The organism is Vibrio sp. V31_P5A7T61 (assembly GCF_009904895.1).
Taxonomy (GTDB): domain Bacteria; phylum Pseudomonadota; class Gammaproteobacteria; order Enterobacterales; family Vibrionaceae; genus Vibrio; species Vibrio metschnikovii.
On sequence record NZ_WXWI01000018.1, the window covers coordinates 45,136 to 72,114 of the forward strand.

Consider the following 26,979-nt stretch of genomic DNA (forward strand, 5'->3'; position numbering starts at 1 on the left):
TATTGCAAGCTAGCGCGGTTACTCTGCCGCAGCTATTTCCGACTCAACGGACTGTATTTTTTACTACATTTAACTGTTATCACTATGAATTACATCGGTCGCTTTGCTCCCTCACCTTCTGGTCCACTGCATTTTGGTTCGCTGATTGCCGCGTTGGGCAGTTATTTTCAAGCCAAAAGTCAGCAAGGGAAATGGCTGGTGCGCATAGAAGATCTCGACCCGCCACGAGAAATGCCCGGCGCGGCACAATCGATCTTACAAACACTGGAAGCCTATGGCTTAACATGGGATGGTGAAGTGGTTTATCAAAGCCAGCGGCACACTCTCTATCAAGACCAAATCGATGCTTGGCTTAAGTCAGGGCAAGCTTATCGCTGCCAATGCACTCGCCAACAGATCAAGCAAAGCGGTGGATTTTATACTGGCACTTGTCGAGGGGTATTCCTCAATCCGCGCCAGCCTTGTGCGATTCGTCTACGCATGGACTATCCGACTTATCAATTTACCGATCTAAAACAAGGTAACATCACGATTCCTAAGCCATTAGCGGAAGAAGATTTTATCATCAAACGTCGTGATGGCTTATTTGCTTATAATCTCGCCGTGGTCATTGATGATATCGCACAAGACGTCACTGAAGTGGTCCGTGGTGCCGATTTGATTGAGCCAACCGGGCGACAAATTAGCCTGTATCACACTTTACAACAAAAGCCGATTCACTACTTACATTTACCATTGGCGATGGATGGTAACGGGAATAAACTCTCTAAACAAAATCACGCCCCAGCGATTGATATTGAACATCCCAAACCGACGTTGATTCGCGCGATGCAGTTTTTAGGCTTTGCAATACCGGACGAAGTTATCGATGCTCAGCTCGACGAAATCATTCATTGGGGGAGTCAACATTGGCAAGTCGCGCAGCTCCCTGAAGCGACAAAGATCACACCGTGATTCTCAAACGGCGCTATCTACGCTATTATTAGCCGCAATTCGGCCCATTTAAGCCACAACAGGTGCACCACAACGCTTGAATAGCCAACACCAATCATTGTCAGATGCACATGAATAATAATGAATTAGAAACACGCGAACCTCGCGTATACCCAGAGCTTGCGCTCAACGTAATCACTCGCCAAGAGCATAATATCTCTCGGCAGTTGATTAGCGAAAATGCTTTAAAAGTCTTGTACTGCTTACACGGTGCGGGATTCGATGCTTATTTAGTTGGAGGTGGTGTGCGTGATTTATTGCTTAACCATACTCCAAAAGATTTTGATATTGCCACCAATGCGACCCCAGAGCAGATCCGTCAGCTATTTCGTAACTGTCGCCTGATTGGCCGCCGCTTTCGTTTAGCACACATCATGTTTGGTCGTGACGTGATTGAAGTCGCCACTTTCCGCGGTCATCATCAAGAGATCAATCAACACATCGCAGCGCAGTCAGAAGCGGGCATGCTGTTGCGTGATAACGTGTATGGCACCATCGATGAAGATGCTGAACGCCGTGATTTCACGGTCAATGCGATGTACTACAACATTGCTGACTATAGTATTCATGATTATGCTGGTGGTATTGAAGATCTCGATGATAAGTTGATCCGCTTAATCGGCGATCCACAAACTCGCTATCGTGAAGATCCGGTGCGCATGCTGCGCGCGATTCGTTTCGCCGTTAAATTGGATTTTGATATCGAAGAAGATACCGCCGCCCCGATTGAAACGCTGGCTCCACTATTAAAAGAAATCCCTTCGGCACGCTTGTACGAAGAATCGCTGAAAATGCTGCAAAGTGGTCATGGTTTAGAGACCTATCATTTGATGCGTGAGTACAACCTGTTCCAACAGTTATTCCCGCAGGTTGCTGAATACTTTACGGAAGATTACTCATCACAAACCGAGCAGATGCTTGATTTGGTGCTTGACTCTACTGATTTACGTATCGAAGAAGGTAAACGCATCAATCCGGCCTTTATGTTTGCCGCGTTTCTTTGGTATCCAATGGTCACGATCGCTGAACAATTAATGGCATCCAAAGCGCTTAATTTTTACGATGCGGTGATGGAAGCAAGCAACGATATTCTCGACCAAGTCGTTAAGTCGATTGCGATTCCACGTCGCCATACCACGACCATTCGAGAAATTTGGCAGATGCAGTTGCGTTTACCTCGTCGTAACGGCAAACGCGCCTTCCGCTTATTAGAGCTCAATAAGTTCCGCGCTGGATTTGATTTCCTTGAAATGCGTGGTGAGATTGAAGGCGGCGACGTGCAAAAACTCGCGAAATGGTGGCAAACATTCCAAAATGCGGGTCGTAATATGCGCCAAGCCATGGTCAACGACTTAGACAGTGCGGATAGTGACGGCCCGAGTACTCGTCGACGTAAACCGTCCACTCGTAAGCGCAAACCTAAGGGAAAAACAGCGCTATGACCATCGCTTATATTGCGGTAGGCAGTAATTTAGCAAAGCCCATATTACAAGCCAAACAAGCGATTGAGGCACTCAAACAGTTGCCGAAATCACAGTTTATTGCTGCCTCATCGCTGTACAGTAGTACGCCAATGGGGCCCCAAGATCAGCCAGAATACATCAATGCTGTTGTCGTAATTGATACTCAGCTCAGTCCATTAGCTCTGCTAGATTGCACTCAAGCTATCGAACAAGAGCAAGGACGTGAGCGTAAAGCTGAACGCTGGGGGCCAAGAACGCTCGATTTAGATATCCTTCTCTATGGCGATGAGATCATCGATTCACCACGCTTAACGGTACCTCACTACGGTATGAAAGTGCGTGAATTCGTACTTTACCCCCTAGATGAAATAGCCCCTGATTTATCTCTCCCTGATGGAACTAAGCTGAGCGATCTACTCTCAGAGGTTGATCGTAATGGACTTAGTATTTGGCACTCGCCAACCTGAGTATAAGGACATCCTATGAAAAAAATAACCATTAACGACCTGATAAACTGGAAACAGCAGGGCCGTAAATTTCCAACGGTAACCGCCTACGATGCGAGCTTTGCTCAATTATTTGAAAGCCAAGAAATGCCAGTGTTACTGGTCGGTGACTCTCTAGGTATGGTACTGCAAGGGCAAAATGATACGCTGCCAGTGACTATTGCCGATATTGCTTATCACACGCGCTGTGTGAGAGCCGGGAGTCCAAATTGTCTACTGATGGCAGACATGCCCTTCATGAGTTACGCTACACCTGAGCAAGCGTGTGAGAACGCCGCTCAGCTGATGCGTGCTGGAGCCAATATGGTCAAGATTGAAGGCGGCGACTGGTTGGTTGAGACGGTCAAAATGCTCACTGAACGCGCCGTTCCAGTCTGCGCTCATTTAGGGCTTACCCCTCAATCAGTCAATATTTTTGGTGGTTATAAAGTACAAGGTCGAGAACAAGACAAAGCCGATCGTATGGTGAAAGATGCGATCGCTCTACAAGAAGCTGGAGCACAAATTATTTTATTAGAGTGTGTACCAGCGGCCTTAGCAAAAAGAATCACCGAGTTACTTGACGTTCCGGTGATTGGCATTGGTGCTGGTAATAGCACCGATGGACAGATCTTAGTGATGCACGATATGTTCGGTATCTCGGCCAATTATATGCCAAAATTTTCCAAAAATTTCCTCGCAGAGACAGGAGATATGCGCCAAGCGGTCGCCAAATATATGGCTGATGTGTTAAGCGGCGCGTTTCCTGATGATGCACATACTATTGCCTGAAGGAGTAATCCATGCAGACTTTTGCTGATATTTCAGCTCTTCGCGAGCAGATAAAACAGTATAAGCGTGATGGTCGCCAAGTGGCTTTTGTGCCAACCATGGGCAATTTACACGAAGGTCATTTGACCTTAGTTCGTAAAGCCCGTGAATTGGCTGATGTTGTCGTGGTTAGTATTTTTGTCAACCCAATGCAGTTCGAACGTGCCGACGATCTCAATAACTACCCACGCACTTTAGATGACGATCTTAGTAAGTTGAATAGTGAAGGCGTTGAGTTGGTCTTTACTCCGACTGCCGAGACGATTTATCCCAATGGACTGGATAAACAAACCTTTGTTGAAGTCCCAGGGCTTTCCCAGATGCTGGAAGGAGCGTCCCGTCCAGGTCACTTTCGTGGTGTCGCGACGGTCGTTAATAAGCTGTTTAATATTGTTCAGCCTAACATCGCCTGTTTTGGCGAAAAAGATTATCAGCAGTTAGCCGTCATTCGACAAATGGTTCAAGACTTATGTCTAGACATTGAGATCGTCGGTGTCGCTACCGTACGTGAAATGGATGGTTTAGCGATGAGTTCGCGCAATAACTTATTAACCATTGATGAGCGTCAACGAGCTCCCGTACTCGCCCGCACGATGCGTTGGATAAGCAGCACCATCCGCGGTGGTCGAGATGATTATCCCTCGATCATTGAAGATGCAATTGACCAATTACGAGCGGCCGATATTGAGCCTGATAATCTGTTTATTCGCGATGCGCAAACCCTATTACCGATCAGTGCAGAGAGTAAACAAGCAGTCATTTTAATGGCGGCTTTTTTAGGTAAAGTGAGACTTATCGACAATCAAGTGGTTGAACTTAATGCTGATACTAAAAGTAGCAGTGAAGAAGAGTAACCCTTTGCCCTCGGTATATTGAGCGCGATTCTCTAAATAAAAAGGTCAACCTCCTAAGGGTTGACCTTTTTATTCGTGGCTTACCTATCGGTGATAACCATCGACAATACCCATCGATAATAGTGATTAACTGCGTAATCCTTTACCTTTACTCACTAAGTAATGAGCAATCGAATAAAGGACGATAATAAATACCGCCAATACGCTAAATGAAGTCACCACATTAACATCCGAAACGCCTAAGAAACCATAACGGAATGCATTAACCATATAGACGATTGGGTTAATTTTCGATACCGCTTGCCAAAAGTCCGGTAATAAGCTGATTGAATAAAAAACACCGCCCAAATACGTCAATGGCGTAAGAATAAATGTCGGGATGATCGAAATATCATCAAAGGTTCGAGCAAAAACTGCGTTAATTAGTCCACCTAAAGAAAACACTATCGATGTCAGAAAAACCGTTGCGCAGATAATACCCCAATGTTCGATTTGTAAATTCACAAAAAACAATGAAACAAAGGTCACTAATGCACCAACCAACAGACCGCGTACCACTCCCCCCATGACGTAACCGGCAATGATCACGTAGTTCGGTACTGGCGCCACCAATAACTCTTCAATATTCTTTTGAAACTTAGCACTAAAAAATGACGAAGCCACATTAGAATACGAGTTGGTGATCACCGACATCATGATAAGACCAGGAACAATATATTCCATATAGCTAAAGCCATTCATCTGACCAATGCGTGAACCGATCAAGTTACCGAAAATCACAAAATACAGGCTCATGGTAATCACGGGAGGCACCAGCGTTTGCACCCAAATACGAGTGAAACGGGTAATTTCTTTGCGCAGTAGACTACAAAAAGCCGTCCAATAAATCGCGTACATTAGTTATCCCCTTGATTGGAATCACGCACTATCGTGACAAACAACTCTTCTAGGCGGTTGGCCTTATTACGCATTGAACGTACGCTAACGCCTTGTTGAGTTAACTGTTGAAAAACGGCATTTAAGCCTTGGCTTTTATCGAGTTCAATTTCTAAAGATCCATCAACCATGCGCTGAGAGATCACTTGGGATAACGGTTGCACTTTCTGCTCATCATCGATATCGAGAATAAACGTCTCGACACTCAGTTTACCCAACAGTGCCTTCATGGTGGTGTTTTCAATCAACTCACCACGATGAATAATACCAATATTACGACAGAGCATTTCCGCTTCTTCCAGATAGTGAGTAGTCAGAATAATGGTAATGCCCTGCTGATTAATTTTTTTTAAAAACTCCCACATCGAGCGACGCAGCTCAATATCAACCCCCGCGGTTGGCTCATCTAAAATCAGCAGTTGTGGCTGATGCATCAAAGCTCGAGCAATCATTAAACGCCGTTTCATGCCGCCGGAGAGATTACGAGCACGCTCTTTGCGCTTATCCCATAAATCCAGTTGGCTGAGATACGTTTTCGCTCGCTCTTTCGCTAAGCTCTTCGGCACGCCGTAATAGCCCGCTTGCTGAATAACAATCTGCTCTACGGTTTCAAAAGGGTTAAAGTTAAACTCCTGCGGGACCAGCCCCAAATACTGCTTAGCCTGTTCAAGATGAGTATCGATATCATATCCAAATACGTTAACTTGGCCTGAGGTTTTATTCACCAGAGAAGAAATAATACCGATAGTAGTCGATTTACCTGCCCCATTTGGCCCGAGTAACGCGTAAAAATCGCCTTTTTTTACCGTTAAACTAATGCCTTTCAATGCTTCAAACCCACCTTGATAGGTTTTACGCAACTGATCAATTTCTAATGCATACATATTAATTACAGACTCTAGGCTATGACGATAACAACATCTCTAGATGTGCTGGCGAGATGACGTTTTTTCAACCCCTTACATTAGGAAATAATAAAATATCCCCCCATCACTACCATTGCCTCAAATAAGCCGTAGAGAACAAGATTATTTTGCATAAAAACCACTATGATAAACTGCTCAGATGAGTAATCTATCTGCTAATTTATCAGAGAATCGTGTAAGCACATTGTGTATAGTTGGCTCAGTTAATAAAGGGAACGAAGATGCCAGTACTTAAACAGCTTTTTGAAAATAACTCTCGTTGGTCAGAGTCAATCAAATCCGAACGGCCAGAATACTTCGCAAAGTTAGCCAAAGGACAGAACCCCGATTTTTTATGGATTGGTTGCTCGGATAGCCGTGTCCCAGCAGAACGCTTAACTGGATTGTACTCCGGAGAACTGTTTGTTCATCGTAATGTCGCCAATCAAGTGATTCATACTGATCTTAACTGTCTGTCGGTGGTGCAATATGCGGTCGATGTACTAAAAGTGAAGCACATTATTGTCTGTGGTCATTACGGCTGTGGCGGTGTGACGGCAGCGATCGATAATCCTCAATTGGGCCTAATCAATAACTGGCTGCTGCATATTCGCGATTTGTACTTTAAGCATCGCCACTATTTAGAGCAGATGCCAGAGAAAGATCGCTCAGACAAACTGGCAGAAATTAACGTGGCAGAGCAAGTCTACAACCTAGGTAACTCCACCATCATGCAAACCGCTTGGTTACGTGGTCAAGACGTTGAGCTGCATGGTATGGTCTATGGCATTGAAGATGGAAAGCTTGAGTATTTAGGTCTACGCTGCGATTCTCAAGAACTGGTTGACGGAAGCTATCATAAAGCGATGGAGAAGATCCTTAATCCACAACATCAGCTATTGTGTCGTTAAATAATAGCAAGGATGCGCTTTAAGCGATGAGGTAATGCCCACATGATAGTGGGCATACTTTTAGGTGAAGATTGATATTACTCTTGCGGTACAACTTTACCAATGTAAGGCAAATGACGGTACTTCTGTGCATAATCAATACCGACACCGACCACAAATTCATCAGGAATTTCAAAACCGACCCATTGAACATCGACGTGAACTTCACGGCGTGACGGTTTATCCAATAAAGTACAAATGTTGATAGAGTTAGGCTCACGCAGCGCTAAAAACTCCTTGACCTTAGTTAGGGTATTGCCAGTATCGATAATATCTTCAACCAGTAAAACGTCTTTACCTTTGATGTCATCATCCAGATCTTTCAAAATTCGTACATCACGCGAACTTTGCATGCTATTGCCGTAACTTGATGCTGTCATAAAATCGACGTGATGAATTTTATCAATCGCACGAGCTAAGTCGGCCATAAACACAAATGAGCCACGCAATAATCCAACCAAGACTAAATCTTCACTCTCTTGGTAATGCTCAGTAATCTGTTTACCTAATTCACGAATGCGTTGCTGAACATCGTGCTCAGAAATCATCACTTCTACTGTATGTTTCATACCTATCTCATGGGTTAGAGCGACATTCGACACCAGTGTGCAGCCTATCGCAGGTTGGTTCGGTAGGTATAATAACATCGCCGACGCGGGGTGTTAACCTTTCACCACCTTACTGCGCATAATTACCCGACTAAAACACCTATCCTCTTTAACGCTCTGTTTTCCCTCGCCTATTAATATCAGAATGATCAACATCATTCGCTAAACCATCAATAAAACTCATTGAATGACAAGTCATTTCATAACAAAGCGCACTTTTTACCCACAACGTATTGACCTGAAACATATGCACCATTACACTCATACGGTTTTTTAAACAAATTATAAAAAAATCATTAGCGTAACTAAATACGCAACAACTCAGTCAATTGGCAAGGAAAACAACTATGGACGCATCTATTGAGAAACGCCCTAGAACAAGGCTATCTCCACAAAAACGTAAACAGCAACTCATGGAAATCGCGCTAGAAGTCTTCGCGAAACGAGGTATTGGTCGTGGCGGCCATGCTGACATTGCTGAGATTGCTCAGGTCTCAGTAGCCACAGTATTCAATTACTTCCCGACCCGTGAAGATCTCGTCGATGACGTTCTCACTTTTGTGGTGCGTGAGTTCTCTAATTTCTTAACTGACCATATCGATCTCGATTTGCATGCAAAGCAAAATATGCACAATATCGCGTCGGGTATGGTGAGTTTGGCTATCGACGATTGTCACTGGTTAAAAGTGTGGTTTGAGTGGAGCGCCTCTACGCGTGATGAAGTATGGCCACTCTTTATGTCGAGTAATCGTACCAATCAACTGCTAGTGAAAAATGTCTTTTCAAAAGCGATTGAGCGCTCAGAAGTATGTAGCAAACATAACCCTGAAGATCTTGCTACCCTGTTTCACGGCATCTGCTACTCGCTATTCGTTCAAGCCAATCGAGCGCGTGATGAGGCCGATATGCAGAAACTGGTTAATAACTATTTAAATATGCTCTGTATCTATCAAGGCGATCGCGCAGTAGCTATCTAGTCAGCTGTATCTTGAATAACGGGAGGATCGAATCCCGTTAACTTCAAGAGATAGCAAAAAGCCGCTGAATCATTCAGCGGCTTTTATTATTCAAAAACGATCAATTACTTTTTCTTTTTGGCTTTCGCGTTTGGCAGGTCAGTAATTGTCCCTTCAAACACTTCTGCAGCAAGACCAACTGATTCATGCAACGTTGGGTGAGCGTGAATCGTGAGCGCGATATCTTCTGCATCACAACCCATTTCAATCGCTAAACCAATTTCACCAAGCAGTTCACCACCATTGGTACCGACAATCGCACCACCAATCACACGATGAGTCTCTTTATCAAAGATAAGCTTAGTCATACCGTCTGCACAATCAGAAGCAATAGCACGACCTGAGGCAGCCCATGGGAAAGTAGCGACTTCGTAGTTAAGACCTTCCGCTTTCGCTTCTTTCTCAGTCTTACCAACCCAAGCAACTTCTGGCTCGGTATACGCGATGGATGGAATCACTTTTGGATCAAAGTAGTGTTTCTTACCAGAGATCACTTCAGCGGCAACGTGACCTTCATGGACACCTTTGTGTGCCAACATTGGCTGACCGACAATGTCACCAATCGCAAAAATATGTGGCACATTGGTACGCATTTGCTTATCGACATGGATAAAGCCACGCTCATCAACTTCAATGCCCGCTTTTTCAGCGTCCATCAGTTTACCATTTGGCACACGACCGATAGCAACTAAGACCGCATCATAACGTTCAGCTTCTGCTGGTGCTTTCTTACCTTCCATTGACACGTAGATACCATCTTCTTTGGCTTCTACAGCGGTCACTTTGGTTTCGAGCATCAAGTTAAATTTGTTCTGAATGCGTTTGGTGTACACCTTCACAACATCTTTATCTGCCGCAGGAATCACTTGATCGAACATCTCAACAACGTCGATCTTAGAACCGAGAGAGTGGTAAACCGTTGCCATCTCAAGACCGATGATACCACCGCCCATAATAAGCAGTTTCCCTGGAACTTCTCTTAGCTCTAGTGCATCGGTTGAATCCCAAATGCGAGGATCTTCATGAGGAATAAACGGCAATTTAATTGGACGAGATCCGGCAGCTACGATCGCATTATCGAAGTTAACCAGTGTCTTACCTTCTTCACCATCGACTTCAAGCGTATTCGGACCGGTAAATTTACCAAAGCCATTCACCACGGTTACTTTACGCATCTTAGCCATACCGCCAAGACCGCCCGTTAGCTGGTTAATGACTTTTTCTTTCCATAAACGAACTTTATCAATATCGGTTTGTGGTTCACCGAATACAATGCCGTGATCAGCGAGCGCTTTCGCTTCTTCAATCACTTTAGCAACGTGGAGTAGCGCTTTTGATGGGATACAGCCGACATTCAAACAAACACCACCAAGGGTGCTATAACGTTCAACGAGTACGGTTTCAAGACCTAAATCCGCACAACGGAAAGCCGCGGAGTAACCGGCAGGACCTGCGCCCAGTACAACAACTTGGGCTTTAATTTCTTTGCTCATTTCGACCTCTTATAGTCAATATCCCTAACAGGCTGAGTGGAGGGTTCTATCTTGCTTGATAATAAAGAATTTAATCAAACATAATGGTTTAAAACGATTATTTTTCAGACCGCAACAGTTTACAGAGATGTTAATGGTGTGAAAAGTAAATCCATTTAGCCTGTGAGCTAGACGACAATTCGCTGAATAAAAAACACTATATCAGCCAATTACAAGATAATAGTTGAATCAAGGCGGCTGAAAAGCCGCCTTCACTCGCTAACTGCTTATAATACTAAACGACGAATATCGCTTAGGCAGCCATTCAAGTACGTAATAAAGCGTGCACCTTCTGCACCGTCGATCACTCGGTGATCGTAAGACAGTGACAATGGAAGCTGTAAGCGTGGAGCAAATTCTTTACCGTTCCACACTGGCTTAATTTCCGACTTAGATACACCAAGAATACCCACTTCTGGTGCATTGACGATCGGCGTAAATGCCGTACCACCAATACCACCTAGGCTAGAGATAGTAAAGCAGCCACCTTGCATATCAGCAGCGGTCAGTTTACCGGCACGCGCTTTTTTCGAGACTTCAGCCAGCTCAGCTGAAAGCTCGTAGATGCCTTTTTTATTAACATCTTTAAATACAGGTACCACTAGACCATTCGGGGTATCTACCGCAATACCCACGTTAACGTACTTCTTGAGAATCAAGCTTTCGCCATCTTCAGACAATGAAGAGTTAAATGCAGGGAAGGCTTCTAGCGCTTTAGCGACCGCTTTCATGATGAACACCAGTGGGGTGATCTTCATGCCAGTGTCTTTCTTCGCTTCGATAGCGTTTTGCTCTTTACGGAAATTCTCTAACTCAGTGATGTCCGCGTTATCCCATTGGGTAACGTGTGGGATCATTACCCAGTTACGGTGCAAGTTAGCACCAGAGATCTTCTTAATGCGAGAAAGTGGTTGAACTTCAGTTTCACCAAACTTGCTAAAGTCCACTTTTGGCCAAGGAAGCAGACCAAGTGCCGCGCCATCACCTTTACCAGAAGCGACCGCCGCTGATCCAGATTCAAGACGCTTTAGCGCTTCTTTAACGTAGTTTTGTACGTCTTCTTTTAAGATGCGGCTCTTACGACCAGATCCTTTCACTTTAGACAGGTTAACACCGAACTCACGAGCGAGACGACGAACCACTGGAGAGGCATGAGCGTATTCATGATTCTCTTGGAAATCAGCTGTCGTAGCAGCACTCGCTTGTGCTACTGGTGCAGCAGCGGCAGCGCTTGGTGCTGAAGCTTGCACAGGAGCAGCAACCGCCACTTGCGCAGGAGCTGCGCCAGCCACTTCAAACACCATGATCAGTGAGCCAGTAGAAACTTTGTCACCCGCAGCGACTTTAATCGCTTTCACTTTACCAGCAAAAGGTGCAGGAACTTCCATCGAGGCTTTATCGCCTTCAACGGTGATCAACGATTGCTCTTCTTCAACCATGTCGCCAACCGCAACCATGATTTCGGTCACTTCAACTTCATCGCCACCGATATCTGGCACTTGAACGTCTTTATCTGCTGCTGCAGCCGGAGCTGCTGGAGCGCTAGCTTGAGCAACAAGCGCTGGAGCCGAAGTACCAGAACCAGCTACTTCAAAGACCATGATCAAAGAACCCGTGGTCACTTTGTCACCAGAGGCAATTTTGATTTCTTTCACTGTACCAGCGAAAGGCGCGGGTACTTCCATTGAGGCTTTATCGCCTTCAACGGTGATCAACGATTGCTCTTCTGTTACCACGTCGCCGATGGCAACCATGATATCAGTCACCTCAACTTCATCGCCACCAATATCCGGTACTTGAACTTCTTTCAGTTCAGTAGCGGCAGGAGCGGCGGCCGCAGCAGCAACAGGAGCCTCAGCCACAGGAGCCGCTGCAGCGGCACCTTCAGCTTCAAACACCATGATCAAAGAGCCGGTCGTTACTTTGTCGCCGACAGTCACTTTGATCTCTTTAACAATACCTGCTTGAGATGCAGGAACTTCCATTGAGGCTTTATCACCTTCAACAGTGAGAAGCGATTGATCTTCTTCAACCTTGTCGCCAACGCTGACAAGAATCTCAGTAACTTCAACCTCATCGGCACCGATATCCGGTACATTAATTTCGATTGCCATTATTCTTTCCTACCTTCAATTAAGCGTATAGCGGGTTAGTTTTTTCGGTGTCGATATCAAATTTCTTGATAGCTTCAACCACTACCGATTTCTCAACTTCACCACGTTTGGCCAGTTCGCTTAGTGCTGCAACCACAACATAACCTGCATTCACTTCAAAGTGACGGCGAAGGTTTTCACGGCTGTCTGAACGACCAAAGCCATCTGTACCTAATACTTTATAAGACTCTGCTGGTACGTAAGCACGTACTTGCTCCGCATAGTTTTTCATGTAGTCAGTCGCAGCAATCGCAGGCTCTGTACCCATCACTTGTGCGATATAAGGTACTTTCGCTTCCGCTTCAGGATGAAGCATTGCATCACGCTCACACGCTTGACCATCACGAGCTAATTCGTTAAATGAAGTCACCGAGTAAACATCCGAAGCAACGCCATAATCATCACTCAGAATTTGCGCGGCTTTGCGCACTTCATTCATGATCGTGCCAGAGCTCATCAACTGAACTTTCGCTTTTGAACCTGTGTAGGTTTCTAGCTTGTAGATACCTTTACGGATGCCTTCTTCAGCGCCTTCAGGCATTGCTGGCATTGCGTAGTTTTCGTTCATTAGCGTCAAGTAGTAGAACACGTTCTCTTGGTCACCATACATACGACGAATACCGTCTTGAATGATCACCGCCACTTCATAAGCGAAGGTTGGGTCATAAGAGATACAGTTTGGTACTGTGCTCGCTAGGATGTGTGAGTGGCCATCTTCATGCTGTAGACCTTCACCATTTAGCGTAGTACGACCCGCCGTTGCGCCCAATAGGAAGCCACGAGCTTGTTGGTCGCCCGCCATCCATGCCATATCACCAACGCGTTGGAAACCAAACATCGAGTAGTAAATATAGAACGGGATCATCGGTAGATCGTTAGTGCTGTAAGAGGTCGCCGCTGATACCCATGACGACATTGCGCCTAGCTCGTTGATGCCTTCTTGCAATACCTGGCCTGACGTCGCTTCTTTGTAGTAAGAAACGATATCACGATCTTGTGGGGTGTAGTTCTGACCATGCGGGTTGTAAATACCGATTTGACGGAACAGACCTTCCATACCAAAGGTACGCGCTTCATCAGCAATGATCGGTACGATGTTTTTGGCAATATTCTTGTCTTTCAGAAGAATATTCAACGTACGTACAAACGCCATGGTCGAAGAGATATCACGCTTTTGCTCTTCAAGTAGCGGTTTGAATTCTTCTAACTCAGGAATAACTAAAGGCTGAGTAAAGTTAGGCAAACGCTGTGGTGTATAACCATGTAAGGCTTTACGACGCGCATGCAAGTACTCGTACTCTTTTGAACCTTCTTCAAGTGTTAAGTAAGGTAAATCGTTGATCGCTTCATCTGAGATAAGATCTTGTAAACCAAGACGATTACGCATCGCAAGAACATGGGTCATGTCCATTTTCTTGACTTGGTGCGCAATGTTTTTACCTTCAGCCGCTTCACCCATGCCATAACCTTTAACGGTTTTCGCTAGGATAACGGTTGGACGACCTTTAGTTTCTTGCGCATTCTTGAACGCTGCGAACAGTTTTGATGGCTCATGACCACCACGTTTCAGAGCAAAAATCTCATCATCAGTCATATCGGCAACAAGTGCCGCTGTTTCTGGGTATTTACCAAAGAAGTGTTCACGAACGTAAGCACCGTCTTTCGCTTTGAACGTTTGGTAATCGCCATCGATGGTTTCATTCATCAATTGCAGTAACTTACCAGAGGTGTCTTTCGCTAATAGTGCATCCCAGTTGTTACCCCAAATCACTTTAACCACATTCCAGCCAGCGCCTTTAAATAGGCCTTCTAGCTCTTGAATGATCTTGCCGTTACCCATCACTGGGCCATCAAGACGCTGCAAGTTACAGTTGATAAGGAAACATAGGTTATCCAGTTTTTCACGAGCAGCAAAAGAGATTGCGCCGCGTGATTCTGGCTCATCCATTTCACCATCACCAAGGAAAGCGTAAACGCGTTGCTCAGAAGTATCTTTAAGACCACGACCATCTAGGTACTTAAGGAAACGAGCTTGATAAATAGAGGCGATTGGACCCAGACCCATAGATACGGTCGGGAATTGCCAGAATTCAGGCATCAATTTCGGGTGTGGGTAAGAAGGCAGACCTTTGCCATCGACTTCCTGACGGAAGTTGTCCAATTGTTCAGCAGTCAGGCGACCTTCAACGAAGGCACGCGCGTAGATTCCTGGAGAAATATGACCTTGATAATAAACGAGGTCACCACCATCTTTTTCGTTAGGAGCACGGAAGAAATGGTTGAAGCACGTTTCATAAAACGCGGCAGAAGACTGGAAAGAAGCCATATGGCCACCCAAATCAAGATCTTTCTTCGAAGCACGAAGAACAATCATGATCGCGTTCCAACGAATGATTGAACGAATACGTTTTTCAATCGTGGTGTCGCCAGGGTAAGCGGGCTCTTGGGCTGCAGGGATCGTATTGATGTAATTAGTGTTGATACCGGTTGGCATATCAACACCACCAAGACGAGCTTTTTCTAGAACTTCTTCTAGTAAAAATTGCGCACGCTCTACGCCTTCTTCACGTACAACGGATTCCAGGGCAGCTAGCCACTCCTGAGTTTCCAGTGCATCTACGTCATGCTTCATGTCAGACATGGCGATCTATCCTTCTGTTGGTTGGATTTATTTAGAACCGCAATGGACCGCTATTGCGGCTCATTACCCTGTTGGATGCGACGGAGAGAACGTTCACGTCGAGACTCTTCTCGGGTCAAATCCAACAATGTTTCTTCGATATAAGCTAAATGTGAGTGTGACATTTCTCGTGCTTTTTCTGGCTGACCAGAAACGATCGCATCCACGATATTAGCTCGGTGCTTAGTTACTTTCTCCTCCGCTTCGGGGCGGCGGCGTAATAATTTAAAATTTTGTAAAATATTTTGCTCAAGCAAAGGCGCAAGGCTACGAACGATATGCAGCAGCACCACATTATGAGTGGCTTCGGTAATCGCTATCAAAAAGGCCATGACCGTGCTGGCTTCTGCTTCGGTATCTTTCAAGTCTTGAACTTCGCTAATTCGCGCCAAACTGGTTTGAATACGAGCAAAATCTTCATCGGTACCACGCAAAGCGGCAAAATAAGCTGAAATACCTTCCAACGCATGGCGTGCTTCCAGTAAATCTAACTGTGTTTCCGAATGACTAGACAATAAATTTAGCAGAGGATCAGAGAAACTTTGCCAGATATGTTCACTGACAAAGGTGCCGCCACCTTGGCGACGCGTCAATAAACGTTTTGCTTCTAAACGCTGTATCGCTTCACGTATCGAAGGACGAGAAACCTCGAACTGTTTTGCCAGCTCGCGCTCCGGAGGGAGTTGCTGCCCTGGGGCTAATGTTCCTTCCACAATCAACCGTTCTAACTCTTGCTCTATCACATCAGAAAGTTTCGGCTGACGAATCCTTTGATAAGCCATAATTTATTGTTCTTCTACTGGTCATTTTTTGCAGGCAATTGGTAATACCAATTTCAAGTTGGGGTAGAAATTAACATAATTAAAACGCGAGTGTCCAGTCAAAAGTTGACCCAAATCATAGAACCAGCCAAGTTAAAACACTTTGATAACAACCGCGCATTAAAACAGCAATAGTATAGGTCAGACCAATTACAAATTAAGCCTAAGTCAATAACCTAATAAGGTCGTAGCGAAAAATAATAGCAATAGAGTGACCGGACTGAGTGTAGGTGAACTCAGTCCGGAATGAGAAGTTGGCGAGGATTATTTGGCTTCTAAGCAATCAATCAGTAACTGTAAAGACTGGTTGCCACGGAATTCGTTAATGTCGAGTTTATAAGCTAAGCGTACCGTTTTCACCGAAGCATCAGGCCAACGACGGAGATCAACATTAAAAGCAATACCATCGATCATGATATTGGTTGGATGACCTTTAAATAACGGTTCAAGCATTAATTTTAAGTGTTTTTCACCGACTAATTTTTGGTGGAGAACTTTAAACTCACCGTCAAACAGTGGATCAGGGAAGGCTTGTCCCCAAGGCCCTGCGGATCTTAATAACTCGGCGGTATGCATCGAGAACTCTTCTGGAGTTAACTCACCATCACTGAGTACGATCCCTTTTAAGCTGGCTTCATCTAACTGTAAAGCCACTTCATGCTCAAACAGCTGACGAAAACGCGGCAAGTTAGCTTCAGCAATGGTTAACCCTGCCGCCATCGCATGACCACCGAATTTGATAATGATCCCCGGATTCTGGGTATCAATTTTATCTAAGGTATCTCGCATGTGTAAGCTAGGGATCGAGCGACAAGAACCTTTAATTAATCCGTCGCCACCATCGGCAAAGGCAATCACGGGACGGTGGTATTTGTCTTTGACCCGGGAAGCTAAAATACCGATCACCCCTTGATGCCAATCTCGTTGAAATAACACTAACCCCTGTGGCAACGCGCTATTATCGGCAAACTGAAGACGCTCACAAAACGCTAACGCTTCTTGCTTCATCCCTTCTTCGATTTCTTTACGAGTTTGATTCAGGGCATCCAATTCGCTGGCCATGCGCCGCGCGGCATGGATATTGTCGGTTAACAACAGTTCAACCCCAAACGACATATCATCCAACCGCCCAGCCGCGTTAATCCTTGGCCCAAGCGCAAAACCAAAATCGGCAGCCACTAGTTTTCGCGCATCGCGTTTGGCAATTTCAATTAAGGCTTGGATCCCCGGACGGGCTTTACCTGCGCGAATACGCTGTAAACCTTGATGGACTAAAATGCGATTATTGTCATCCAGCGGAACCACATCAGCTACGGTACCTAATGCCACTAAATCGATCAATTCCATGAGTTTAGGTTCAGGAATACCGTGTTTAATAAACCATCCTGACTGACGCATATGCACGCACAGTGCCATCATTAAGTAAAACGCCACCCCTACTCCAGCAAGCGCTTTTGACGGAAAAGCACACTGCTGTAGATTAGGATTCACCATGGCATCGACCTCAGGCAAGACTTGTCCGGGTAAATGGTGATCGGTGACTAAGACTTGCAAACCATGTTGCTTGGCATAACGTACCCCTTCGATGGAAGAGACGCCATTATCCACCGTCATAATCATCTCTGCGCCCATATGTAAGGCTTGATCAACCACTTCAGGACTGAGTCCATAGCCATCTTCAAAACGATTAGGGACTAAATAATCAACATTACGGCTACCCAGCATTCTCAGCGCTAATACCGACAGCGCGCAACTCGTGGCCCCATCGGCATCAAAATCGCCGACAATAATGATCCGCTTTTGCTGCTCAATGGCATTCAATAGGAGTGACACGGCTAGTTCAATCCCGTGCAGACTTTGATACGAATGCAAAGATTTAGCGCTTTTCTCTAATTGCTCAACACGGGTAATGCCTCGATTAAGATAAATACGTTTCAATAAATCGGGGATACTGTCAGGCAATAGGCTTAAATCGACTTCTGGTCTTCTGTGGATCTCGATCATAAAAATAATCAGGCTTGGACATGCCAAGCCTGTTTCCTCGTAATAAACAACGTCGTGAGATTAGCCTTGTTGAAGGCGTTGCAGTAATTGAGCTGCGGGTAAGTAGCCACCGATCATCTCACCGTTTGGTAAGAACATTGCTGGCGTACCTGAAATACCCAGCTCTTGACCTAATTGATAATGTTCAGCAATGGTCTGTTTACATTGAGCGATATTCCCTTGCGGGGTTAACGTTTTGCGCTCAATTTTCACCTCGTGCATGGCTTGCTTCGGATCGCTAGCACACCACATCGCCGCCATTTGCTCGGCAACAGGGCCGGCAACGCCTTGACGAGGAAACGCTAAATAACGGATGGTGATCCCCAAATCATTGTAATCTTTAATTTGGCTATGCAAACGAACACAATAACCGCAGGTCGTATCGGTAAACACACTAACGATATAGCGCTCTTGAGGCGCTTTAAATTCAATTGTGCTCGATGCAACTTGTTGTAATTTTTGTGCATTAATCGGCGCTTGGCGCTTGGCTAACATATCGACATAACTACCGTCATCCTTCAATGCGTATAACGTTCCGGCAATAAAATGTTTACCGTCCGGCGAAGCGTATAACACGCCACCGGGCGTTTGCACTTCGACCAATCCGCTGATCTCAGAAGGGACGATAGCCGTGACATCAATACCTAATGGGGCAAAACGTTGCTCAAATCCTGCTTTATCCAAACTTGGCGTTTGCTCTTTTGATTCCTGTGCATGGCATGCCATAGTGAAAAATGGTAAAGCAAAAAGCGTCAGACGGTGTAAAACCTTCATAAATAATCCTTTCTTTTAAGCCCTTGGATGGTGCTCGCTGTGTATTTGTTTGAGTCGCTCAGTCGCAACATGAGTATAAATTTGCGTGGTCGATAAGTCACTATGACCAAGCAGCATCTGTACCACGCGTAAATCGGCACCATAGTTGAGTAAATGAGTGGCAAAGGCATGACGTAAAACATGGGGAGACAGCTTTTCGACATCAATCCCAGCAATCACGGCATAATATTTAATCCGATGCCAAAAGGTCTGCCGCGTCATTTGTTGCGCACGTTTACTTGGGAAGACCACATCAGACGTATTCTCGCCCAGTAAATGTAAGCGCCCTTGAGCGATAAACGTTTCAATCCATTCAATGGCATTTTCACCCATCGGCACTAAACGCTCTTTACCGCCCTTACCAACTACCCGCACCACACCTTGACGTAAGCTGATGTTTTCCATGGTTAACGAAATCAGTTCAGTAACACGCAGTCCGGTCGCATACAATAACTCTAGCATGGCTTTATCACGCAACTCCAATGGATCATTAGGATCCGGCGCATTCAACAGCGCTTCGACTTGCTCTTCACTGAGATCTTTCGGTAAACGCTGTGGCAATTTAGGGCTCACCAATAAGGCACTCGGATCGTCACTACGCACTTTTTCACGGTGTAAATACTGAAATAAACGACGTAACGCCGAGAGCATTCTTGCTCGTGAGGTTTGTTTATAATCTTGATCGGTTAGCCAGCTCTGATACTCCAACAACCCAGCCAAGCTGATGAAATCTAATCGGTAATCGTGTTGCTCCATCCAGAGCAATAATTTTGTGAGGTCATTGCGATAAGACATCAGGGTATTTTCCGCTAATCCTCGCTCCATCCACATCGCATCTAAAAACTGCTCAACCAGTCCATGGTCGGCCGACAATTGCTTTGACACCGCTTCTTCTCATTATTTATTAGATTTAGACCTCAACTTAATACCACAAAATAGTCGCCACTCCTAGGTGGCATCTCTGGTCGAATTGGGTATAGAATTCGTCCATCGTTCTAAACCATGAATAAGATTCTATGAAAATTGGCCTATTTTACGGTTCTACCACCTGTTATACCGAAATGGCAGCGGAAAAAATGCGCGCCATTATTGGCGAAGAATTATTGACCCTCCATAATGTCAAGGAGACGCCACTAAGCAAAATGCGTGATTACGACCTGCTGATTTTAGGCATCTCAACTTGGGATTTTGGTGAAATCCAAGAAGATTGGAGTGCAATATGGGATCACATCGATGGCGTACCGCTAAACGACAAGTGCGTCGCATTGTTCGGCTTAGGCGATCAAGAAGGCTATGGCGAGTGGTATCTGGATGCGATGGGGATGCTGCACGACGAGATCCAGAAGAGCGGCGCTAAGCTTATTGGCTACTGGCCCAATCATGGTTACCATTTTGATGCCTCGAAAGCACTGACTGCCGATGGTGAATATTTTGTCGGTTTAGCACTCGATGAAGATTCACAATATGAACTCAGTGATGAGCGTATTGCCAACTGGGTAGAACAGATCCTCACTGAATATCAACAGCTCAATTAAAGCGATAGCTGCTGAAAAAAATAGCGCCAATCAAATACCAATCCTGGATCGGTTTTGCGTTGCGGAGCGATATATTGATGACCGGTGATCCGCTGCTGAGTGATTGCCGGATAACGCTGTTGCAAAGCCTTTGTTAAGCGTACCAATGATTGGTATTGCGCCGAAGTATAGGGCACATAATCACTGCCCTCTAACTCTATACCTATTGAATAATCATTACACCGCGCTTGACCCGCAAAGGATGATTGTCCAGCATGCCAAGCTCGCCCAGAAAAAGGTACAAACTGCACGACCTCGCCATCACGGCGAATTAAACAGTGCGCTGAGACCTGCATCGTCGCAATGGTGGCAAAAAATGGGTGTGCGCTCGGATCCAATTGACCGGTAAAAAACTGTTCAATATAAGGCCCTCCGAACTGCCCCGGCGGTAAACTGATGTTATGCACGACCAATAGAGAAATGGGTTGTTGCTGAGTGCGCTGATCAAAAAAAGGCGACGGAACATGTCGAGCGACTTGATACCAGCCTGCTGGGTCAATCATCAATTTCACCTTATCTATTACACAAAATCCGTGATTAGTGGCTGAATTTCACGCCTAGTCAGCGTATCATTCAAACTCCGTTCGATAGCATATTAGATTAGATTCGCGATGAAAAACACCCATAACAGCCAACAACGCCTTGATTACCTAAAACAACAGCTTCCCTTAGATATTACGCGTGCGGTACGTGATGCACTAGAAGAAGATCTTGGTGGTAGTGTCGATCCAACGGCAGATATTACCGCCAGCCTGATCCCTACCGATGCCCATAATGTGGCGACGATCATTACTCGCGAATCGGGCGTATTTTGTGGCCAAGCTTGGGCTGATGAAGTTTTTCGACAACTTGGTGGTGAAGTAGCGATAGATTGGCATGTGCAAGATGGTGACTCGCTCGAACCCAATCAAGTATTGTGCACGCTAAGCGGCCCTGCGCGCGCACTCTTGACCGGTGAACGTAACGCGATGAATTTTATCCAAACCTTATCTGGCTGCTCTACCGTTACCGCCCAATACGTCAAGCAACTGGAAGGCACCTCGTGTCGTCTATTGGATACCCGCAAAACGCTACCGGGACTACGTAATGCCTTAAAATACGCCGTCACTTGTGGCGGGGGCTTTAACCATCGTATCGGTGTATTTGATGCTTACCTGATCAAAGAGAATCATATTATTGCTTGCGGCGGGATCACCCCCGCGATCACGACTGCAAAAGCGCTTAATCCGGGCAAACCGGTTGAAGTGGAAACCGAAAACTTAGCCGAGCTCGAAGAAGCGATTCACGCCGGGGCTGATATTATTATGCTCGATAATTTTAGCTTAGAGATGATGCGTGAAGCCGTGCGTATCAACGCGGGACGGGCTGCTCTGGAAAACTCAGGCAATGTCACCTTAGCGACCATTCGCGAATACGCGCAAACGGGGGTGGATTATATTTCGGTAGGGGCATTAACCAAGCATATTCAAGCGTTGGATCTCTCCATGCGCCTATACCCAAACGACTTGGAGTTGCAGGTAGGCGGCAAGTGAGTGAATCCCCATGAGCATAGGCAAACTATGTGATTGGGGTGAACGAACGTAGCCAACACCGCTGCAGCTTCAAGTAGAAAGGGGATAAAGGTTAAAGGTTCATCGGGTTTTATCCCCCTGAAGCATCGCCTCAGCCTGTCATCGAATTGATATCAAACCACCATTGCCTCTTTATCACTCCCGATAAACACCAATTGCCACACTGTTTATCGGGATATCTTTAACTGACTCGCAGAATTTCAGCAACGACATTTCAACGCGGATGTAAAAACTGTCGCCTGACTCGAAACACATTTGTGTGACAGTTTTATTAATGCAACCAGACACTTATCCTAATTCGGTCTCAACAACTGACCATACCCAAGGATAATTCAGTCATGAAAACTCACTACACTAAACAACAAGGCTTTACTCTAATTGAACTGATGATCGTCGTGGCGATCATTGGCGTGCTAGCGGCAGTCGCTGTACCTGCTTATAAAGATTATGTCACCAAATCTCAAGCATCCTCTGCTATTGCCACATTGAAAGCACTACAAACCCCGGCTGAACTGCATATTCAAGAGTATGGATCATTAACTGCTCTCGGTGATTTAGGCACTTCGGCAACAGCGAATGGATTAGGCACATTATCAATTGGAGAAGATAAAGAAAGCATCGTCTTTACCTTCGATAAGGGTGTATTGGATACCAAGAAAATTACTTTAGAAAGAGATAAGGACACTGGCTGGACATGTAAGGCTGATAAAGAGATAACAGATTTCGACATAAAATCTTGTAACACAACAAAATCATAATTTATCAATAATTTATGCTCACCAATCTCATCGCGATTTTGCGTCAGGCGCAATTACTTAGCCTGACGCAAGAAAAAGCGCTGGTCGAACATATCCAAGCTTCTGGCGCTAGCGCGCCGGAAGCTTTGTTGGATTTAGCGATCTTCGATAGCCAAGAGCTGAGCGAACACATCAGTCAGCTGTTCGCACTGCCGATCCAAAATCTTAACGATTATGCCTACCCAGAGCTGTGCCAACAGCTCGGATTACGTGAGTTAATCATGCGCTACCAAGCGCTACCGATTGAGAATAATGGCTTGGTACTCACCTTAGCCATGGCCGACCCGACTCATCTGCAAGCAGAAGAAGAATTTCGCTTTGCCACCGGACTCGCGATTGAAGTGGTGTTGGCAGACTATAAAGCACTACAAGGGGCTATTCGTCGCTTATACGGACGCTCATTAGTTGGGCATTCTGCGCAAGGCAAAGAGATCAGCCAAGACGAGCTAGCCAGCTTAGTCGATATTTCTGATGATGAGCAGCAACAAGTCGAGGATCTTAGCCAAGATGACTCTCCAGTTAGCCGATTTATTAACCAAATCTTGCTTGATGCAGTGCGTAAAGGCGCGTCCGATATTCACTTTGAACCTTACGAGTCCCTTTATCGAGTTCGCTTACGCTGTGATGGTATTTTGGTGCAAACCCAACAACCCGCCAGCCATTTAGGCCGCCGGCTAGCGGCGCGAATTAAAATTTTAGCGAAACTGGATATCGCCGAGCGGCGCTTGCCACAAGACGGGCGAATTAAACTGCGCCTCAATGCCACCACCGCGATTGATATGCGCGTTTCCACCTTACCCACCTTATGGGGAGAAAAAATTGTCCTACGTTTACTCGATAGCAGCGCCGCCAGTTTAGATATTGACAAATTAGGCTACAACGAGATGCAAAAACAGCTCTATCTCAATGCTCTCAAACAGCCACAAGGGATGATTTTGATGACTGGCCCAACCGGCAGCGGCAAAACCGTTTCCCTTTATACTGGGCTGAGTTTATTAAATCGTGAGCAGGTGAATATTTCTACCGCCGAAGATCCCGTCGAAATCAATCTCCCCGGCATCAATCAGGTACAAGTGCAACCGAAAATCGGTTTTGGCTTTGCTAAAGCGCTGCGTTCTTTTTTACGCCAAGATCCGGACATTGTTATGGTCGGTGAAATCCGTGATGTCGAGACCGCTGAAATTGCCGTTAAAGCTGCTCAAACCGGGCATTTAGTGCTCTCCACGTTACACACTAACTCAGCAGCAGAGACCGTGATTCGCCTGACTAATATGGGCATTGAACCTTTTAATCTCGCTTCTTCATTAAGCTTAATCATCGCTCAGCGCTTAGCACGCCGTTTATGTCCGAACTGTAAAGTCGCCAAACAACCAAACGTAACGGAACAACAGCAGTTTGACTTATCAGCCGATGACATTCTCTACGCGGCGGATCCGAACGGTTGCAGTGAATGCACCAAAGGCTACAGTGGCCGAGTCGGCATTTATGAAGTAATGGCGTTTAATAGCCAATTAGCTGAAGCGATCATGCAGCGCGCTTCGATTACTCATATCGAAGCCATTGCTAAAGCTAATGGTATGCAAACTTTACAAGAATCTGGAATAGAAAAACTCCAACAGGGGATCACCAGCATTGACGAGCTGCAGCGTGTTCTTTACTTCTAATCGATTGGATTTCTCGCTATGACGCTATCTAAAGCACAAGAACTGAAAAATTATCGCTGGAAAGGCATCAATAGCTCTGGCAAAAAAGTGTCAGGGCAATTTTTAGCGATCAGCGAATTGGAAGTGCGCGATAAACTCAAAGATCAACATGTGCAAATTCAAAAGATCAAAAAAAGCAGCCTCTCTTTGATCACTCGTCTCACTCATCGCGCCACAAACAAAGAGATTACCCTGCTGACTCGCCAACTCTCGACCATGCTCGCGACGGGGGTCCCCATTGTTCAAGCCTTAAAGTTAGTCGCTGATAGTCATCAAAAAGCAGAAATGAAATCGATCATCACTCAAATAAGTAAAGGCGTAGCAGCAGGGACGCCGATCTCAAAAGCAATGCGTACCGCCAGTAGCCTGTTTGACCCTCTTTACGTTGATTTGGTACAAACGGGTGAACAATCGGGTAACTTGGCGGAAGTTTTTGAGCGCCTTGCCACCTATCGAGAGAAAACCGAACAACTGCGCGCCAAAGTGATCAAAGCGTTAATCTATCCAGCGATGGTGATGTTGGTTGCGCTTGGCGTCTCTTACTTAATGCTCACCATGATTATTCCTGAATTTGAGCTTATGTTTCAAGGTTTTGGTGCCGAGTTACCTTGGTTTACTCAACAAGTACTTAAACTGTCGCATCTGGTTCAAGCCTACAGCTTAGTCTTTGTACTGCTCTGCATTGCCATCGTATTCGGTTTTAAACTTATCCGTAAAAAATCGTTCCAATTCCGTTTAAAAACCAGCCGCTTAGCACTCACTATACCCATTGTTGGTGGCATACTCTGCAAAGCGTCGATCGCCAAATTTAGCCGAACCCTCGCCACCAGCTTTGCGGCTGGGATCCCGATTCTTGATAGCCTAAAAACGACCGCGAAAACCGCAGGTAATCTTCATTTTGAAACGGCTATTCAACAAGTCTACCGAGATACTGCGGCAGGCATGCCAATGTATATCGCAATGCGCAATACCGGCGCTTTCCCAGAATTGGTTCTACAAATGGTTATGATTGGCGAGGAGTCTGGTAAGCTCGATGACATGCTGAATAAAGTAGCAACGATTTATGAATTCGACGTTGATAACACCGTAGATAATTTAGGTAAAATCCTCGAGCCCCTAATTATTGTCTTTCTTGGTACAGTGGTTGGTGGGCTGGTCGTGGCAATGTATTTACCTATCTTTAACTTAATGAGTGTATTGGGGTAGTATACTCACTTTCGATGTTTTATCCCCAAATCACTGAAGAAGCAGATTGGTCATGATGAGTGATAAGCTCATCGCCTTGCTAAGCGCTCATTAAATATCAATAGGCTTAGCCCACCTCACGCCCACTCTAAGTTGAAAGGGAATAACACTCCTGCTGCTAACAAGAGCACCCTAAATGGACATTTTTTACTATATACCTTGGCTATTTCCCGCCTTAGCAACGCTATTAGGGTTAATCATTGGTAGTTTTTTGAATGTGGTGATTTACCGCTTACCAACGATGATGCAACGAGAATGGCGTCAAGAATGTGCCGACGCTTTTCCTGACTATGGCATCACACCCCCTGATGGCAAGCTCACGCTCAGTACACCTCGTTCAACTTGCCCTAAATGTCATACGCCTTTGCGCATAAGAGATAATATTCCACTTATCAGTTGGCTCTGCTTGCAAGGCAAATGCGCGCACTGTTCAGCACCGATCAGCGCTCGCTATCCGGCGATTGAGCTATTAACTGCCGTGAGCAGTTTGATCATTGCTCTGCACTTTGGCTTTAGCCCTTATAGTGTGGCACTGCTGCTGTTTACTTATGTGTTAATTGCCGCCACCTTCATTGATTTGGATAGCATGTTGCTGCCAGACCAATTGACTCTGCCTTTACTGTGGGCAGGGATCAGCCTAGCACTGTTGAATATTAGCCCACTCTCACTCAATGACGCCGTGATTGGAGCGATAGCAGGCTATCTTTGCTTATGGTCGATTTATTGGCTATTTAAGCTACTGACCGGTAAAGAAGGTATGGGCTATGGTGACTTTAAGTTGCTTGCCGCGCTCGGAGCTTGGTTAGGTTGGCAATTATTACCGTTAATCGTATTACTCTCTTCACTGGTCGGTTTGGTGTTTGGATTGATTCAATTGCGTTTGCAAAAACAAGGCATTAATAAAGCTTTCCCGTTTGGTCCTTACTTGGCGATTGCTGGTTGGCTGGCGATGTTGTGGGGCGATAAACTGATCGCTTGGTATCTACATTCATTGGTAGGATAACGC

General features: G+C 45.5%; 24 protein-coding genes. 13 read left to right on the forward strand and 11 right to left on the reverse strand.

What is annotated here, in order from left to right; all coding sequences use genetic code 11:
* Positions 1-84 precede the first annotated feature (84 nt).
* From gluQRS to panC, 5 genes are all read left to right on the forward strand, one after another.
* Entirely contained in the window at positions 85-954 is an 870-nt protein-coding gene (gene gluQRS / locus CAG58_RS02685; protein WP_161425965.1) for a tRNA glutamyl-Q(34) synthetase GluQRS, read from the forward strand.
* Positions 955-1,064: 110 nt separating this feature from the next.
* Positions 1,065-2,435, forward strand: coding sequence for a polynucleotide adenylyltransferase PcnB (gene pcnB / locus CAG58_RS02690; RefSeq protein ID WP_161439693.1), 1,371 nt, complete (start codon positions 1,065-1,067; stop codon positions 2,433-2,435).
* A complete protein-coding gene (folK, locus tag CAG58_RS02695; RefSeq protein WP_158138875.1) occupies positions 2,432-2,923 on the forward strand; it encodes a 2-amino-4-hydroxy-6-hydroxymethyldihydropteridine diphosphokinase in 492 nt (163 codons plus the stop codon). Before pcnB ends, folK begins: the two co-directional genes overlap by 4 nt.
* A gap of 15 nt (positions 2,924-2,938) precedes the next feature.
* Positions 2,939-3,733, forward strand: a complete 795-nt coding sequence (panB, locus tag CAG58_RS02700; protein WP_040903811.1) for a 3-methyl-2-oxobutanoate hydroxymethyltransferase — start codon at positions 2,939-2,941, stop codon at positions 3,731-3,733.
* Positions 3,734-3,744: 11 nt separating this feature from the next.
* Positions 3,745-4,626 (forward strand): pantoate--beta-alanine ligase, encoded by an 882-nt coding sequence (gene panC / locus CAG58_RS02705; protein ID WP_154170174.1) that lies wholly within the window; start codon positions 3,745-3,747, stop codon positions 4,624-4,626.
* Positions 4,627-4,752: 126 nt separating this feature from the next.
* On the opposite strand, the gene CAG58_RS02710 is transcribed toward panC, so the two are convergent.
* Positions 4,753-5,523 carry an ABC transporter permease gene (locus tag CAG58_RS02710; protein ID WP_004394238.1) on the reverse strand — a complete coding sequence of 257 codons (771 nt, stop codon included), beginning with the start codon at positions 5,521-5,523 and terminating at the stop codon, positions 4,753-4,755.
* Positions 5,523-6,446, reverse strand: coding sequence for an ABC transporter ATP-binding protein (locus CAG58_RS02715; protein ID WP_004394239.1), 924 nt, complete (start codon positions 6,444-6,446; stop codon positions 5,523-5,525). The genes CAG58_RS02710 and CAG58_RS02715 overlap by 1 nt, the downstream gene beginning before the upstream one ends.
* Before the next feature lie 263 nt (positions 6,447-6,709).
* Here CAG58_RS02715 and can point away from each other — a divergent pair, with 263 nt between their 5' ends.
* Positions 6,710-7,378: a carbonate dehydratase gene (can, locus tag CAG58_RS02720; protein WP_004394240.1), complete on the forward strand. Its 669-nt coding sequence runs from the start codon at positions 6,710-6,712 to the stop codon at positions 7,376-7,378.
* 77 nt (positions 7,379-7,455) lie between these two features.
* Here the strand turns inward: can and hpt are convergent, their stop codons facing one another.
* Positions 7,456-7,986: a hypoxanthine phosphoribosyltransferase gene (gene hpt, locus CAG58_RS02725; protein ID WP_004394241.1), complete on the reverse strand. Its 531-nt coding sequence runs from the start codon at positions 7,984-7,986 to the stop codon at positions 7,456-7,458.
* Between the two features lie 386 nt (positions 7,987-8,372).
* Here hpt and CAG58_RS02730 point away from each other — a divergent pair, with 386 nt between their 5' ends.
* Positions 8,373-9,002: a LuxR/HapR/OpaR family quorum-sensing transcriptional regulator gene (locus CAG58_RS02730; RefSeq protein ID WP_110167828.1), complete on the forward strand. Its 630-nt coding sequence runs from the start codon at positions 8,373-8,375 to the stop codon at positions 9,000-9,002.
* Positions 9,003-9,106: 104 nt separating this feature from the next.
* On the opposite strand, the gene lpdA is transcribed toward CAG58_RS02730, so the two are convergent.
* The 7 genes from lpdA to xerD form a co-directional block, all read right to left on the reverse strand.
* The gene (lpdA, locus tag CAG58_RS02735) at positions 9,107-10,534 is read right to left on the reverse strand and encodes a dihydrolipoyl dehydrogenase (protein WP_004394244.1); all 1,428 of its coding nucleotides are present in this window, start codon (positions 10,532-10,534) and stop codon (positions 9,107-9,109) included.
* Between the two features lie 266 nt (positions 10,535-10,800).
* A complete protein-coding gene (gene aceF / locus CAG58_RS02740; protein WP_161426633.1) occupies positions 10,801-12,687 on the reverse strand; it encodes a pyruvate dehydrogenase complex dihydrolipoyllysine-residue acetyltransferase in 1,887 nt (628 codons plus the stop codon).
* Positions 12,688-12,706: 19 nt separating this feature from the next.
* Positions 12,707-15,367 (reverse strand): pyruvate dehydrogenase (acetyl-transferring), homodimeric type, encoded by a 2,661-nt coding sequence (gene aceE / locus CAG58_RS02745; RefSeq protein ID WP_161426634.1) that lies wholly within the window; start codon positions 15,365-15,367, stop codon positions 12,707-12,709.
* Between the two features lie 50 nt (positions 15,368-15,417).
* Positions 15,418-16,188 carry a pyruvate dehydrogenase complex transcriptional repressor PdhR gene (gene pdhR, locus CAG58_RS02750; RefSeq protein WP_004394247.1) on the reverse strand — a complete coding sequence of 257 codons (771 nt, stop codon included), beginning with the start codon at positions 16,186-16,188 and terminating at the stop codon, positions 15,418-15,420.
* Positions 16,189-16,491: 303 nt separating this feature from the next.
* Positions 16,492-18,231: a single-stranded-DNA-specific exonuclease RecJ gene (recJ, locus tag CAG58_RS02755; protein WP_158139070.1), complete on the reverse strand. Its 1,740-nt coding sequence runs from the start codon at positions 18,229-18,231 to the stop codon at positions 16,492-16,494.
* 60 nt (positions 18,232-18,291) lie between these two features.
* On the reverse strand, positions 18,292-19,044 hold the full coding sequence (locus CAG58_RS02760; RefSeq protein WP_161426024.1) for a thioredoxin fold domain-containing protein: 753 nt from the start codon (positions 19,042-19,044) through the stop codon (positions 18,292-18,294).
* Positions 19,045-19,059: 15 nt separating this feature from the next.
* Positions 19,060-19,968, reverse strand: a complete 909-nt coding sequence (xerD, locus tag CAG58_RS02765) for a site-specific tyrosine recombinase XerD (protein ID WP_154170166.1) — start codon at positions 19,966-19,968, stop codon at positions 19,060-19,062.
* 131 nt (positions 19,969-20,099) lie between these two features.
* On the opposite strand from xerD, the gene fldB reads away from it, so the two are divergent.
* On the forward strand, positions 20,100-20,618 hold the full coding sequence (gene fldB / locus CAG58_RS02770) for a flavodoxin FldB (protein ID WP_154170164.1): 519 nt from the start codon (positions 20,100-20,102) through the stop codon (positions 20,616-20,618).
* Here fldB and ampD read toward each other — a convergent pair.
* Positions 20,615-21,160 (reverse strand): 1,6-anhydro-N-acetylmuramyl-L-alanine amidase AmpD, encoded by a 546-nt coding sequence (gene ampD, locus CAG58_RS02775; protein WP_154170162.1) that lies wholly within the window; start codon positions 21,158-21,160, stop codon positions 20,615-20,617. The two genes, fldB and ampD, sit on opposite strands and share 4 nt — an antisense overlap.
* A gap of 108 nt (positions 21,161-21,268) precedes the next feature.
* Here ampD and nadC point away from each other — a divergent pair, with 108 nt between their 5' ends.
* The 5 genes from nadC (at position 21,269) to CAG58_RS02800 (ending at position 26,976) form a co-directional block, all read left to right on the forward strand.
* Positions 21,269-22,189, forward strand: coding sequence for a carboxylating nicotinate-nucleotide diphosphorylase (nadC, locus tag CAG58_RS02780; protein WP_161426025.1), 921 nt, complete (start codon positions 21,269-21,271; stop codon positions 22,187-22,189).
* Positions 22,190-22,566: 377 nt separating this feature from the next.
* Positions 22,567-22,986: a pilin gene (locus tag CAG58_RS02785; protein ID WP_004394258.1), complete on the forward strand. Its 420-nt coding sequence runs from the start codon at positions 22,567-22,569 to the stop codon at positions 22,984-22,986.
* A gap of 14 nt (positions 22,987-23,000) precedes the next feature.
* Positions 23,001-24,689, forward strand: coding sequence for a type IV-A pilus assembly ATPase PilB (gene pilB, locus CAG58_RS02790; protein ID WP_161426026.1), 1,689 nt, complete (start codon positions 23,001-23,003; stop codon positions 24,687-24,689).
* Between the two features lie 18 nt (positions 24,690-24,707).
* Complete coding sequence (locus CAG58_RS02795; RefSeq protein WP_154170154.1) at positions 24,708-25,934, forward strand: type II secretion system F family protein; 1,227 nt, start codon at positions 24,708-24,710, stop codon at positions 25,932-25,934.
* Positions 25,935-26,109: 175 nt separating this feature from the next.
* Positions 26,110-26,976 carry a prepilin peptidase gene (locus CAG58_RS02800; RefSeq protein WP_158138884.1) on the forward strand — a complete coding sequence of 289 codons (867 nt, stop codon included), beginning with the start codon at positions 26,110-26,112 and terminating at the stop codon, positions 26,974-26,976.
* Positions 26,977-26,979 lie beyond the last annotated feature (3 nt).